Raw genomic sequence first — 11,668 nt, 5'->3', positions numbered from 1 at the left:
TACCTCGACCGGCCCCGTTCCCCGCGACTGCAGTGCGACTGCAGCGGGCACTGCCAGGCTCCCCGGCGACCGGCACCCGAGCCGACCGGGAGGAGATCAACGATGACCGGCATGTGAACCCGTCAGGCGGCGACGAAGAACCCGATCCCGCGCTCGGCCGGGGCGCGCCGGATGGGGCATGCTCGGGACCATGGCCGACCGGGTGACCCTGCGCGAAGAGCAGCAGACGATGCTGATGACGCTGTACCTGCACGCCCAGGACGCCGCGTCGGCGTGGCCGATCCTCGGCGACGAGCACGCCGCGGGGCTGCTGGGCGAGATCGAGCACGATCCCGTCGCGATGAAGAAGCTCTCCGGGAACCTGCCGGTGATCTGCGCCCGCGCGCGGCTGATCGACGACGCCGCCCGCGCGTTCCTCGCCCGGCACGCCGACGCCGTTGTCCTGCACCTCGGCTGCGGGCTCGACAGCCGGGTGCTGCGCCTCGATCCCGGGCCCGGCGTCGCCTGGTACGACGTCGACCAGGAGCCGGTGGTCGAGCTGCGCCGCCGGCTCTACCCCGAACGGGACGGCGTCACCACGATCGCGACGTCGGTCACCGAGCCCGGGTGGTGGTCCGGGATCCCGCGCGGACGGCCGTTGCTCGTCCTCGCCGAGGGCCTGCTGATGTACCTCTCCCCCGACGGCGTCCGGGCCACGGTCGCCACCGCCCTCGGCCATCCCGCGCCGCGGCACGCGGTCGTCGCGGACACGGTCGCGCCCTGGGTGGCCCGCGTCGCCGGGCGGCAGGCGACCATGCGGGCGGCCGGGGCCGGGTTCCGGTCGTCCACTGTGGACTTGACCCGGGCCGTCACGGAACCCGCCACCCACCACGAAATCTCGCTCGTCAGTGAAGCGGCACGACGCACCCGCGGCGCGATGTCGGGGTTCCTCAAGGTGTTCGACGTGGTGCCCGGCGGGCACCGGGCCATGGTCCTGCACACCTACGAAGCCCCGCTCAGCAGCAGTGGTCGCCGCGCCAGGCCTCCCGCCCTTCCCTGACCGCCACCGCCGCGATGACCAGGGCGACGACCGGGTCGGCCCACGACCAGCCGAACAGCGCGTTGAGCAGCAGCCCGGCCAGCAGCACACCGGAGAGGTAGGTGCACAGCAGCGTCTGCTTCGAGTCCGCCACCGCGCTGGCCGAGCCGAGTTCCCGGCCGGCGCGGCGCTGGGCGTGGGAAAGGAACGGCATCACCAGCAGGGAGACGGCGGCCAGCACGATGCCGGCCGTGGAGTGCCCGGCGGAGTCCGTGCCCAGCAGGGAGCGCACGGACTCCACGGTGACGTAGGCGGCGAGGGCGAAGAACGACACCGCGATCACCCTCAACGCGGTCCGCTCGCGCGCTTCCGGATCGGCGCCGGAGAACTGCCAGGCGACCGCGGCGGCGGACGCGACTTCGATGACCGAGTCCAGCCCGAACCCGATCAACGCCGTCGAGGAGGCCACGGTGCCGGCGGCGAGCGCGACGACCGCCTCGAGGACGTTGTAGGTGATCGTCGCGACGACCAGGAGCCGGATCCGCCGGGTCAACACCGCGCGGCGGTCCGCGGCGACGGACGTCACCGGTCCACCGCTTCGTCGTCCAAGCAGGGCTCGGCGGGGTCGACGGCGAGGACGACCTGGACCAGTTCGCGCAGGGCCCGGGCCAGGTGCCGGTCGGCGAGGGCGTAGCGGACCTGGCGGCCCTCGTAGGTGGCGACGACCAGCCCGCAGCCGCGCAGGCAGGCGAGGTGGTTGGAGACGTTGGAGCGGCTCAGCTCGAGCTCGGCGGCGAGCCGGCCGGGATAACTGACGCCGTCGAGCAGGGCGACCAGGATCCGGCAGCGGGTCGGGTCGGCCAGCGCCCGGCCCAGGCGGGCGAGCGCCGATTCGCGGGTCTCACAGGTCAGCACACAGAAAACAGTACAGCGAACGCTGATATGACGAAAACCGGTGAGCCGGCTTCAGTCCGGCAGGCCTCGGGACACCGCGGCGCGCACCGGGCCTTCGAAGAGTCCCGCGATCCGCGCGTAGCCGACGTCGTTGGGGTGGAACCAGTCGTCGGCGAGGCTGCCGCGCAGCGGCCCCAGTGCTCCGCCGCGCAGGTCCGCGACGCGGATGTCACCGCGGGCCGCCGCGGCGTCGAGGAGCGCGTTGACCGCTCGCGCTTCGGTGTTGCCCTGGGGCAGGGTGGCGACCACCGAACGCCCGGCGGGGAGCCGGGCGAGCAGTTCGGCGAAGCCGGCCACGACTCCGCGGCGGCGAGCCCGGGTCAGCATGTCGTTCGCGCCCACCAGCACCGTCACCAGAGCCGGCGGCGAAGGCAGCGCGAGCAGCCGGGGCAGCTGGTCGTCGAGGACGTCGGCGACCCGGGCGCCGGACGCCGACAGGTTGACCACCGCGAACCGCTCGCCGAGCCGGGCGTTCAGCCGCGGGACCCAGCCGCCGCCCACCTCCGCCGAGCCGATGCCCTGGGTCATCGAGTCGCCGAGCGCGACCCACAGCGGAAGTCCCGAGCCGAGCGCGGTGCGGTTGCCCTCCGCCCAGGCCCGCGCGAACGGCTCCTTCTGCGCCCGGACCCGGCCGATCCCGGGGACGACGACGGAAGCCACGTCGAGCAGCCGGCCCGACCAAGTCCGCCTCGGCACCGCACAGTCCTTTCGATCGCCTCCGCGGGAGTTCGGCGCCGGGCGCGCCCCGGATGGGTCAGCCGACGGGGTCGGCCAGGGAGCGGATCCGGGTGAGCAGGTTCGCGGTCGTCGTCCCGCAGAGCTCCGCGAGCCGCTCCAGGGCCGCGGGGTCCAGGTGCACCTCCTGCGGGGCGTCGCCGGCGCCGCACTCGGCGAGCTTGCCCTCGGCCCAGCGGCGGAACGGCGCCAGGTCCTGGTGCTGCGCGCGGACGACGCGGCGCAGGTCGACCCGGACTCCGGTCGACTCCGTGGCGTCGAAGGTGCCGAAGTAGCGCTCGCCGACCCGGGCGAGCACGGCCTCGGGAGACACCTTCAGCGCCAGGCACAGCTCAACCAGGCGGACGACCGAGCACTGCCGGGTGCCGAGCTCGTAGGTGGCGAGGGTCTGCAGCGAGAGGTCGCTGTGCAGCCGGTGGTTGAGGTCCCGGCGGGTCAGGCCGCGTTCCTCGCGCAGCCGGCGGAGCTCCTCGCCGAGCATCTGCTGGTAGGCACCGGCATCCAGCTGCACCATCGCCCCTCTCCGTCGGTGTGCCGGCCGCGGCGGGCACACCGACACATTAGCCTCGCCCCGTCGTGGTTCCCCGCCGAGCGGCGAGTGGCAGGCGCGCGGGGCGAGCCCGTAGATTGTGACGGGGCCGGTGTGAAGAGTCCGGCGGGAGCGGATGCTGGACGAGGAGGTGCTTGCGGGTGCCCGAGAGCTCCGCCTCCCTCGACCGGGTGACCGGGTTGCCCGGTCGCGCGGTGCTGGAAGCCGAGCTGACCCGGCTGCTGGCGGCGGAAACCGGTCCCCAGGTCGTGGTGCTGCTGGTGGGCCTCGACGGGTTCGCCGTGGTGCGCGACGGCCTCGGGTTCGACGCGGCCGAAGAGCTCCTCGCCGGGGTGGCCCGAACGCTCGAGGAGGTCTTCCGCGACCACCGGGCGGTGCTCGCGCTGCTGCCCGGTGACGTGTTCGCCGTCGCGCTGACCGGCGAACACGGCGAAGTGTCGGTGGGAGAGCTCGCGGAGTCGGTGATCACCGCGCTGAGCCGTCCGTCCTATGTGGATGGAGTCGGGGTCGGGGTCAGTGCGAGCGTGGGCGTTTTCCTCGTCGACGTCCGGAAGGCGCTCGCGCCGGAGGCGATCCGGTCGGCGCAGGTCGCGCTGCGCCGCGCGAAGGAGCTCGGCCGCACCCGGTGGGTGCTGTTCGACCCGGTGGCCGGGCACGCGGACGCCGAGCGGTACCGCCTCGCGTGCGGCATCGCGGGCGCGCTGGCCTCGGGCGAGATGGCGGTCGGCTACCGGCCGCACATCGTGCTCCCGGACGGCGCGATCATCACCTCGCTCAACGCCGTGCTGCGCTGGCGCCACCCCGAGCTCGGCGAGCTGCGGCCCGAGGAGTTCTACCCGCTGGCCGAGACGACCGGCATGACGGTCGCGCTCGGCCGGCACCTGCTGGCCGAGAGCCTGCGCGCCGCCGGCGACTGGCGGGCCCGGTTCGGCGACGACGCGCCCATGGTGTGCCTGACCCTGCCGCGGCGGATGGCGATCGACGGCGACCTCGTGCGCCTCGTCGGCCAGGAGCTCGACCGCAACGGCCTCCGGCACCGGCACCTCATGCTGTGCACGGACGGGGCGTCCCTGCTCGACGACCGCGGCGACCTGCTCGGCTCCCTCGCCGAACTGGCCGGGGCCGGGGTGGTGTTCATCGTCAACATCACGGGGCTGGCCGAGCTGGAGCTGCTGCCCGCCCTCGAGGTCCCGGCGCCCGCGGTGATGCTGACCGGGGCGATCATCGACGCGCTGGAGGTCGACGACCCGCCGCGGCAGGCCGTGCGAGCCGTCCGCCAGGTGGTCGAGCGCGCCGAGGAGCTCGGAATCAAGGTCGGCGCCCGCGGTGTGCTCTCCGAGGCGCACGCGGAGCTGCTGTTCGGCATCGGCGTGGTGGTCGCCTCCGGGCCGTACCTGCCCACGTACTCGACGGCCGCGGAAGCCGAGACGTGGGTGGGCCGCGTCTTCCCGATGGGCTGACGGGCCGGCTCAGGCGATCAGCTCCGCGAACCGCTCGGGGCTGACGTTCCCGCCGCTGATGATCACCCCGACCCGGCCGGACGCGGTCACCTGGCCGTCGAGCAGGGCGGCCAGGCCGGTCGCGCCGCTGGGCTCGAGGACGAGCTTGAGGCGTTCGAAGGCGAACCGCATCGCCTCGCGGACGGCGTTGTCGGAGACCAGCGCGATGTCGTCGACCAGGGTGCGGTTGATCGAGAAGGTCAGCTCGCCCGGGATCGAGGCGGCCTGGCCGTCGGCGATGGTCCGCGGGACGGGGATCGAGACGCGTTCGCCCGCTTCGAGGGAGCGTTTGGTGTCGTCCCCCTCCGCGGGTTCGACGCCGATGACCCGGATGCCGGGCTGCAGGGCTTTCGCGGCGGTCGAGCTGCCCGCGATGAGGCCGCCGCCACCGACCGGGACGACCAGGGTGTCCACCGGGCCGGCGTCCTCGAGCAGCTCCAGCGCCGCGGTGCCCTGGCCGGCGATGACGTGCGGGTGTTCGTACGGCGGGATCAGCGCCAGGCCCCGCTCGGCCGCCAGCGCCTCGCCGAGCGCGACCCGGTCGCCGGTGTACCGGTCGTAGGTGACGATCTCGGCGCCGTACCCCCTGGTGGCGTCCACTTTGGACTTCGGGGTGTCCTCGGGGACGAGGATGACCGCGCTGCTGCCGAGTTCGCGGGCGGCGAGCGCGACGGCTTGGGCGTGGTTGCCCGAGGAGTACGCGGCGATCCCCTTGGCCAGCTGCTCCGGTGAGAGCCGGGACGCGGCGTTGTACGCGCCGCGGAACTTGAAGGCCCCGATGCGCTGAAGGTTCTCGCACTTCAGCAGGACTTCGGCGCCGACGAGGTCGTCGAGGGTGCGGGAGCGCACGACCGGGGTCCGGTGGGCGACCCCGGCCAGCCGGGCGGCGGCGTCGCGGATGTCGTCGAGGGTGACGGGCGGGGTCATGGTGCTCCTTCGGCGCGGATTTCGGCGAGGTAGGTGTAGGCGGAGGCGCGGGAGATGCCGATCCGGGCGGCGACCTGCGGCACCGCGCGCCGGACGGCGAAAACGCCGCGCCGGTGCAGGCTGCGGAAGAGCTCGAGGCGTTCGTCGCGGCTCAGCGCGGCCCACGGCTTGCCCAGGCGCAGCTGGTGTTCGTCGACGATCGCGTCCACCACGGCGTCGACGTCGTCGCCGAACGTCGTGGTCGGCGCTTCCGCGGCCGTCCCGACGTCGGCCAGTTCACCGACCAGGGTCCGCAGCTGTCCCAGGGCCGTCACGTCGAGGTTGACGCACAACGCGCCGAACACCGCGCCGCCGCTGTCGCGCACCAGCATCGTCGAGGACTTCACGAGCTTCCCGGACGCGGTGCGGGTGACGTAGTTCAGCTGGTCCTCGGCGGTGTCGCCCTGGGCGAGCAGGCCCATGCCGATTTCGCTCATCGCGCCGCCGACCCCGCGTTCGGTGACCGACCCGGCGATCGCCACCACCGAGGCCTCCGGACGGCGGAAGTCGTGGACGACGACTTCGCAGAACGAGCCCAGGGTCGCGGCGATGCCGTCGACCACCGGAGCGAGCGCGGCGAGGATGGCGTCGCGCTCAGACATCGCGCACCCGGGCGAGCGCTTCGACCTCGACAACGCCGCCGTAGGGCAGCGACGCGGCCCCGACACAGCTGCGAGCCGGTCGCGGCTCGGCGAAGAAGTCTTCGTAGACGCGGTTGAGGCCGTCCCGGTCGGCGATGTCGGTCAGGTAGGCGACGACCTTCACCACGTCCGCGCGGCTCGCCCCCACCGACCTCAGGGCGGCGTCGAGGTTGGCGAACGCCTGGGCGCACTCGGCGGTGAACCCGCCGGGCGCCGGCGCGTCGGTCGCGGTCACGCCGAGCCGGCCGGACACCGCGACGAGGTCACCGCTGCGAAACGCGGCGGGGTAAGGGTGCTCGCTGCTCACCAGACTGACTGTATAGGGCCTGGACGAACAGTCCAGATGATGCGCGTCACCCCTTAACGGCGCGCCCGAGGCGGATCGCCGAGACGAGGAAGAAGATGCCGCCGAGCACGGCGTAACCGGCCACAGTGGACAGTGACGGGTTCGCCCCGGACGCGCCGATGACGAAGTTGGCCCCCGCCAGTACGGAAATACCGCCGCTGAGGATCATCGGCCACTGGCCGCCCATCTTGCGCCGGGTGACCCCCACGACCAGCTGGACCAGCCCGGCGACGATCGCCCAGGCGCCCCACACCCGCAGCACCGCCGGGATGCCGGAAGTGGCGGCGACACCCACGCCGATGGTGGCCAGCAGGCTGATCGCCATGTTCACGTACAGGCCGCGAACCGGGCTCCCGCCGCCGGCCGAGCGAGCGTCCACAACGGCCGAACCGAGGTCGAACAGCGGGTACACGACGACCAGGGCGACACCGAGCGCCCCCAGCCCCGACTTGGTCGTCAGGAACACCAGGACCGCCCACACGATGGCGAACGCGAACCGCACGAAGTACAACCGGCGCAGAGCCGGTGCGAGCCCACCGACGGCGGGCGAGTCGACAGCAGTCATCATGATCCCCTTCAGAGCTGCGGGGAAGCTCCCCGACAAGACAGAACGTTCTACCTCGACTCAGCTTGGCGACCCGTCTGCGCACTGTCAAGACAGAACGTTCTATCCGAAGTCTTACGCGTGCGAACGCCGCTCGGGGACGGCGACTGCTACTTGGCCGCGGAGTCGAGCCGGAACTGCAGGATTCCGTCGACACCCTGCAGGAACGTGTCGCAGACCTCGGCCGGGTCCGACAGGCAGCCCGACGCCATCGCGCCGTCCCGCAGCATCACGAAGTGCCGTCCCGCGAGCTCCGGCGGCGTTTCGCCGACCTGCGCGAGCAGGTCCGTGACCAGACCGCGGAACCACTCGCGGTGGGCCAGCACGGCCTGGTGCACCGGGTGCGCGGGATCCGCGTACTCCGCCACGGCGTTCAGGAAGGCGCAGCCGCGGAAGTGCGCCGACCGGATGCCGTCGGTGATCGTGCGGGCGATCGCCCGCACGGCCTCGACCGCGGGCAGGTCGCCGGCGAGCGCCTTCTCGAACCCGTCGCGCTCCATCGCCGAGACACCCTGGAGGTAGGCGAGGACAAGGTCTTCCTTGCCGGGGAAATGCCGGTACAGCGTCGCGCGCGTGACCTTCGCCTCCGCGACGATCCGGTCGATCCCGACGGAGTGCAGACCCTCCGCGTAGAAGAGCCGGGTGGCCGTCGCGAGCAGCCTTGACCGCGCTTCCGACACCTGACCACGAGTGCTGTCCACCATCCGCTCGAGTTTAACAGAGAGAACGGTCGGTATTTCCGGTTTCGATCACTGCACCGGCACGAGTGGCGGTCATCGGGGCGTGAGCGGACCTCACCGCCGGTTCGCGCAGGTGATGCAGATCCGCGTTGCCGGGAGCGCGGTGAGCCGGCCTTCGGCGATCGGGCCGCCGCAGCGTTCGCAGATCTCGTAGACCCCGGCGCGGACGCGCTCGGCCGCCTGCCCGAGCGCCGCGAGGTCGTCCTGGGCCTGCCGCAGCAGCGCCTGGACCTGCGCCCGTTCGAAGGCGATCGTGGCGCCCTCGGGGTCGTGCTCGTCGTCGGCGCTGGTGAACTCCGACGCCGCCACGATCTCGTCCCGCTGCCGGGTCAGCGCCGCGGCCAGCCGCGCGGTCTCGGCCCGCGCCCGTTCGATCAGCTCGCTCGCGACCCGGTCATCCATGACGGACGTCGTCCGCCGGCGCCAGGAAACCCAGCAGGGACAACGTGGACGGCGCCGGCAGCGGCCCGTTCGCCGGGTGGGCGCGGAACGCCTCGAGCAGGTACGCGACCAGGCGCCGGGACGCCGCGGCGTCTTCGGGCAGTGCGGTCACGAGCCCGCCGTGCGCCAGGAAGACCACCGCGAGATCGGACGGGCGGAAGTCGGCCCGCAGCTCCCCCGCCGCCTGTGCCCGGCGGATGAGGGCCACGAGACCTTGCTCGGCCTGGCTGCGCGACCGCGCGTGCGCCGAGGCGGCGTCCGGGAAGGCGGCGAGGAACGCGGCCGGAAACCCGCGTTCTTCGCGCTGCAGCTCACAAATCGTCTCGACGAGCCGCCGGAACCCGTGCCACGGATCGGGATCGGCGAGCGCCTCGGTGAAGGCGTGGGTGCAGGTCTCCATCTGCCGGGTGAACGCGGCCCGCACCAAGGCGTCCCGGGCCGGGAACCGCCGGTACAGGGTCGCGACCCCGACCCCGGCGCGGCGGGCCACGGTCGCCATCGGCGCGTCGATCCCGCGCTCGGCGAAAACCGCGCGGGCGGCGACGAGGATGCGCTCCTGGTTGCGCCGGGCGTCCACTCGCAACTCGTCGCGGGCCGGTATCCGAGAAGAAGCCCCTGGCATTGTCTCTCACCTCGAAAGAACCGGATGATCTCGTCCGTTTGCCAGCCTACGCTCGCGAGCACCGACCAAGACGAGAGTGAGCTCCCACGATGCAGGCAGTGCTTTTCGACCGTTACGGCGACCCCGGCGTGCTCTACGTCGGCCAGGTGCCGCGGCCTTCCCCGGCGCCGGGCGAAGTCCTGGTGCGGGTGCGCGCGTTCAGCGTCAACGGCGGTGAGCTCGCCGCCCGCGCCGGCCGGGTCCGCCTCCTCACCGGCCGGAAGTTCCCCCAGCGCGTGGGGCTCGACCTGACCGGCGAAGTGACGGCGCTCGGCACCGGGACGACGGGGTTCGCCGTCGGCGATCGGGTGTGGGGCGTCCTGGCTCGCACGTCGGGCTTCGGCAGCGCCGCGGAGTACGTCACGGTGTCCGCCCGGCGGCTCGGCCTCGTTCCCGACGGGCTCGATCTGGTGGAAGCGGCGGCCCTCCCGGTGGCGACCACGGCGGTGACGGCGTTGCGGGACAAGGCCGCGCTGCGCCCGGGCGAACGGCTGCTCGTCCGGGGCGCGGCGGGCGGCGTCGGCAACGCGGCCGTCCAGCTCGGTCACGCTTACGGGGCCGAGGTGACGGGTTTGGCGCGCGCCGCCAACCTCGGCTTCGTCCGGGAGCTCGGCGCCACCCGGGTCTTCGACCACCGGACGGTCGAGCCCGCCGAGCTGGGCCGGTTCGACGTCGTCCTGGACACCGCGGGCACCGGCCTGCCGGCCTTCCGCCGGCTGCTGGCACCGGGCGGCCGCATGGTCACCATCGCCTTCGACCTGACCCGGCCCGTGAGCTCGCTGGGCTCCATCGCGGCGAGCGCGGCCCACGGACGCGGCCGCGTGCGCGCGTTCAGCGGCAACCCCCGCCGGGCGGAGCTGGACGACCTCGCCCGCCACGTGACCGAGGGAAAGCTCCGCCCGGCCGTCGACAAGGTGTTTTCCCTGGCGGAGACGGCGGACGCGCACCGTGCGCTGGAAGCCGGTGGGGTGCGGGGGAAGTACGTGGTCCGGGTCGGGTAGGCCGGATCACCTCGTCTGGACGTTGGGGCTGAGGTAGATCCACCCGGCACCGCAGTTCGCCCGGGAACTACCGGGGTCGCCTTGCCGCACCCACGGGCCGTAGAAGTAGGAATGATCCTCGCTGCCGGTCGGAGTGATGTACTTGCAGAAAGCCACCGCCCGATACTGCGTGCCGGAAGCGGACGAGTAGCAGTAGGCCGTCGCTCCGTTGCCGGACTTGGAGACCGAACAGAAATCGGGAGTCGCGGCGGCGGGCGACGCTACCGCGATCGACAACCCGGCGGCCGTCAGCGTTGCGGCAAGCACGGCTTTTGCGGTGCGAGAGTTCATCGATCTTGCCTTCCGATGTGGCGGATGGTGCACAGTGCCCCACGCCGCCGCCCGGCGGGCGGTTGAGGGGCCGGCCGGAACGTCACCCGGTCGGCCCAGCCACGGTCGTCACGCCCGCCACGCGCGCGCCCGGTGGGCGGCCTCCGCCGCGTCGGGGGGCGCGGTCGGGTAGACGTCGGCTTCGAAGAACCGGGCGAACGGCAGTGTTGCCAACGTTTCCGCCGCGCCGTTCTCGTCCGCGGCGATGACCTCGACGAACGTGGCCCGCCGGGTGGGGGAAACGTAGTGGGCGCCGACCCTCCCCTCCGCGCGCAGCACCGCCAGCTGCTTCTGTTCGTCGTCGCGCAGGGCGGCGAACTCCGCCATGTCCGTGTCGGCACGCAGGACTCCGACCACCATGAACGTCTGCGCCGCGGGCGCGTCCGGGGTTGCTGGCATGGGCTTGCCTCTCCAAAGTGATGTCACTGGGTGACATCACCGTAGCGATGTCACCCAGTGACGTCAACTCAGACGGCGGTCCGCAGCGTGGTGAGAACGTCGTCGACGACCTGGTCCATCCCGACGTCGTCGCCGGCGTCGAGCCAGCGGTCGTACGCGGTGCGGCACACCGCGATGCCGACGTCGGCGGCCAGGCGCGCGGTGGCGTCCTCGAAACCGTGCCGCAGCAGCACTTCGGCGAGCGCGAGCCGGATCGTCTCGTACTTGGTCAGCTGACGCTCCAGCAGCTCCGGGTTGGCGGCGATCACGGCGCCGCGCTCGCGCTGCATCGCGCGCGGCGCCAGTCCGTCCCAGTCGTAACCGGCGACGGCGGAGGCGATCATCCGGAGGGGCATCAGGTCGCCGTCCGCGGCGGCGATCGCCTCGACGATCGCGGTTCCGGGAATCCCGGTCGCCGCACCGGAGAAGAGGACCTCGCGCTTGTCGGCGAAGTGCCGGAAGAACGTCCGCCTCGTGACGCCGGCGCGCGCGGCGATCTCGGTCGCGGTCGTCTTTTCGAATCCTTGCTCGGCGAAGAGCTCAAGAGCAGCCTGCTGCATGCGCTCCTTGCTGCCCGGTTCCCAGCGCGGCATGGCCGGACTATACCCGGCGGGGGGGGGGGGGGGGGGGGGGGGGGGGGGGGGGGGGGGGGGGGGGGGGGGGGGGGGGGGGGGGGGGGGGGGGGGGGGGGGGGGGGGGGGGGGG

General features: G+C 72.9%; 17 protein-coding genes. 3 read left to right on the top strand and 14 right to left on the bottom strand.

Features of this window, described 5'->3' with window-relative positions:
- Nucleotides 1-190: 190 nt before the first annotated feature.
- Nucleotides 191-1,039, top strand: coding sequence for a class I SAM-dependent methyltransferase (locus tag ACZ61C_RS46790; protein ID WP_465314461.1), 849 nt, complete (start codon nucleotides 191-193; stop codon nucleotides 1,037-1,039).
- Here the strand turns inward: ACZ61C_RS46790 and ACZ61C_RS46785 are convergent.
- The 4 genes from ACZ61C_RS46785 to ACZ61C_RS46770 are packed head-to-tail and all read right to left on the bottom strand — an operon-like array spanning nucleotide 996 to nucleotide 3,221.
- Complete coding sequence (locus tag ACZ61C_RS46785) at nucleotides 996-1,604, bottom strand: cation efflux transmembrane domain-containing protein (protein WP_465314460.1); 609 nt, start codon at nucleotides 1,602-1,604, stop codon at nucleotides 996-998. The genes ACZ61C_RS46790 and ACZ61C_RS46785 overlap by 44 nt on opposite strands.
- Nucleotides 1,601-1,933, bottom strand: coding sequence for a Cd(II)/Pb(II)-sensing metalloregulatory transcriptional regulator CmtR (cmtR, locus tag ACZ61C_RS46780; RefSeq protein WP_465314459.1), 333 nt, complete (start codon nucleotides 1,931-1,933; stop codon nucleotides 1,601-1,603). The genes ACZ61C_RS46785 and cmtR overlap by 4 nt, the downstream gene beginning before the upstream one ends.
- A gap of 51 nt (nucleotides 1,934-1,984) precedes the next feature.
- Nucleotides 1,985-2,668: an SGNH/GDSL hydrolase family protein gene (locus ACZ61C_RS46775; RefSeq protein WP_465314458.1), complete on the bottom strand. Its 684-nt coding sequence runs from the start codon at nucleotides 2,666-2,668 to the stop codon at nucleotides 1,985-1,987.
- Between the two features lie 58 nt (nucleotides 2,669-2,726).
- On the bottom strand, nucleotides 2,727-3,221 hold the full coding sequence (locus ACZ61C_RS46770) for a helix-turn-helix domain-containing protein (protein WP_465314457.1): 495 nt from the start codon (nucleotides 3,219-3,221) through the stop codon (nucleotides 2,727-2,729).
- 176 nt (nucleotides 3,222-3,397) lie between these two features.
- Here ACZ61C_RS46770 and ACZ61C_RS46765 point away from each other — a divergent pair, with 176 nt between their 5' ends.
- Nucleotides 3,398-4,717, top strand: coding sequence for an EAL domain-containing protein (locus ACZ61C_RS46765; RefSeq protein ID WP_465314456.1), 1,320 nt, complete (start codon nucleotides 3,398-3,400; stop codon nucleotides 4,715-4,717).
- 9 nt (nucleotides 4,718-4,726) lie between these two features.
- On the opposite strand, the gene ACZ61C_RS46760 is transcribed toward ACZ61C_RS46765, so the two are convergent.
- The 7 genes from ACZ61C_RS46760 to ACZ61C_RS46730 all read right to left on the bottom strand — a co-directional run bounded on the left by ACZ61C_RS46760 (nucleotide 4,727) and on the right by ACZ61C_RS46730 (nucleotide 9,071).
- Nucleotides 4,727-5,683, bottom strand: a complete 957-nt coding sequence (locus ACZ61C_RS46760) for a pyridoxal-phosphate dependent enzyme (RefSeq protein ID WP_465314455.1) — start codon at nucleotides 5,681-5,683, stop codon at nucleotides 4,727-4,729.
- On the bottom strand, nucleotides 5,680-6,324 hold the full coding sequence (locus ACZ61C_RS46755) for a helix-turn-helix transcriptional regulator (RefSeq protein WP_465314454.1): 645 nt from the start codon (nucleotides 6,322-6,324) through the stop codon (nucleotides 5,680-5,682). The genes ACZ61C_RS46760 and ACZ61C_RS46755 overlap by 4 nt, the downstream gene beginning before the upstream one ends.
- Nucleotides 6,317-6,670: a RidA family protein gene (locus ACZ61C_RS46750; RefSeq protein ID WP_465314453.1), complete on the bottom strand. Its 354-nt coding sequence runs from the start codon at nucleotides 6,668-6,670 to the stop codon at nucleotides 6,317-6,319. Before ACZ61C_RS46750 ends, ACZ61C_RS46755 begins: the two co-directional genes overlap by 8 nt.
- Nucleotides 6,671-6,716: 46 nt before the next feature.
- A complete protein-coding gene (locus ACZ61C_RS46745; RefSeq protein WP_465314452.1) occupies nucleotides 6,717-7,274 on the bottom strand; it encodes a hypothetical protein in 558 nt (185 codons plus the stop codon).
- A gap of 149 nt (nucleotides 7,275-7,423) precedes the next feature.
- Entirely contained in the window at nucleotides 7,424-7,993 is a 570-nt protein-coding gene (locus ACZ61C_RS46740) for a TetR/AcrR family transcriptional regulator (protein ID WP_465314506.1), read from the bottom strand.
- 114 nt (nucleotides 7,994-8,107) lie between these two features.
- Nucleotides 8,108-8,455 carry a TraR/DksA family transcriptional regulator gene (locus ACZ61C_RS46735; protein ID WP_465314451.1) on the bottom strand — a complete coding sequence of 116 codons (348 nt, stop codon included), beginning with the start codon at nucleotides 8,453-8,455 and terminating at the stop codon, nucleotides 8,108-8,110.
- Nucleotides 8,448-9,071, bottom strand: a complete 624-nt coding sequence (locus ACZ61C_RS46730; RefSeq protein WP_465314450.1) for a TetR/AcrR family transcriptional regulator — start codon at nucleotides 9,069-9,071, stop codon at nucleotides 8,448-8,450. The genes ACZ61C_RS46735 and ACZ61C_RS46730 overlap by 8 nt, the downstream gene beginning before the upstream one ends.
- A gap of 134 nt (nucleotides 9,072-9,205) precedes the next feature.
- Between ACZ61C_RS46730 and ACZ61C_RS46725 the strand changes: the two genes are divergently transcribed.
- Nucleotides 9,206-10,156, top strand: coding sequence for an NAD(P)-dependent alcohol dehydrogenase (locus ACZ61C_RS46725; RefSeq protein ID WP_465314449.1), 951 nt, complete (start codon nucleotides 9,206-9,208; stop codon nucleotides 10,154-10,156).
- A gap of 6 nt (nucleotides 10,157-10,162) precedes the next feature.
- On the opposite strand, the gene ACZ61C_RS46720 is transcribed toward ACZ61C_RS46725, so the two are convergent.
- The 3 genes from ACZ61C_RS46720 to ACZ61C_RS46710 all read right to left on the bottom strand — a co-directional run bounded on the left by ACZ61C_RS46720 (nucleotide 10,163) and on the right by ACZ61C_RS46710 (nucleotide 11,556).
- Nucleotides 10,163-10,486 carry a hypothetical protein gene (locus tag ACZ61C_RS46720; protein WP_465314448.1) on the bottom strand — a complete coding sequence of 108 codons (324 nt, stop codon included), beginning with the start codon at nucleotides 10,484-10,486 and terminating at the stop codon, nucleotides 10,163-10,165.
- A gap of 108 nt (nucleotides 10,487-10,594) precedes the next feature.
- Entirely contained in the window at nucleotides 10,595-10,924 is a 330-nt protein-coding gene (locus ACZ61C_RS46715) for a hypothetical protein (RefSeq protein WP_465314447.1), read from the bottom strand.
- A 68-nt stretch (nucleotides 10,925-10,992) separates the two neighbouring features.
- The gene (locus tag ACZ61C_RS46710; RefSeq protein WP_465314446.1) at nucleotides 10,993-11,556 is read right to left on the bottom strand and encodes a TetR family transcriptional regulator; all 564 of its coding nucleotides are present in this window, start codon (nucleotides 11,554-11,556) and stop codon (nucleotides 10,993-10,995) included.
- Nucleotides 11,557-11,668 lie beyond the last annotated feature (112 nt).

Source organism: Amycolatopsis sp. NPDC104587, from assembly GCF_055583645.1.
This window is presented reverse-complemented; position numbering and strand designations above follow the sequence as displayed.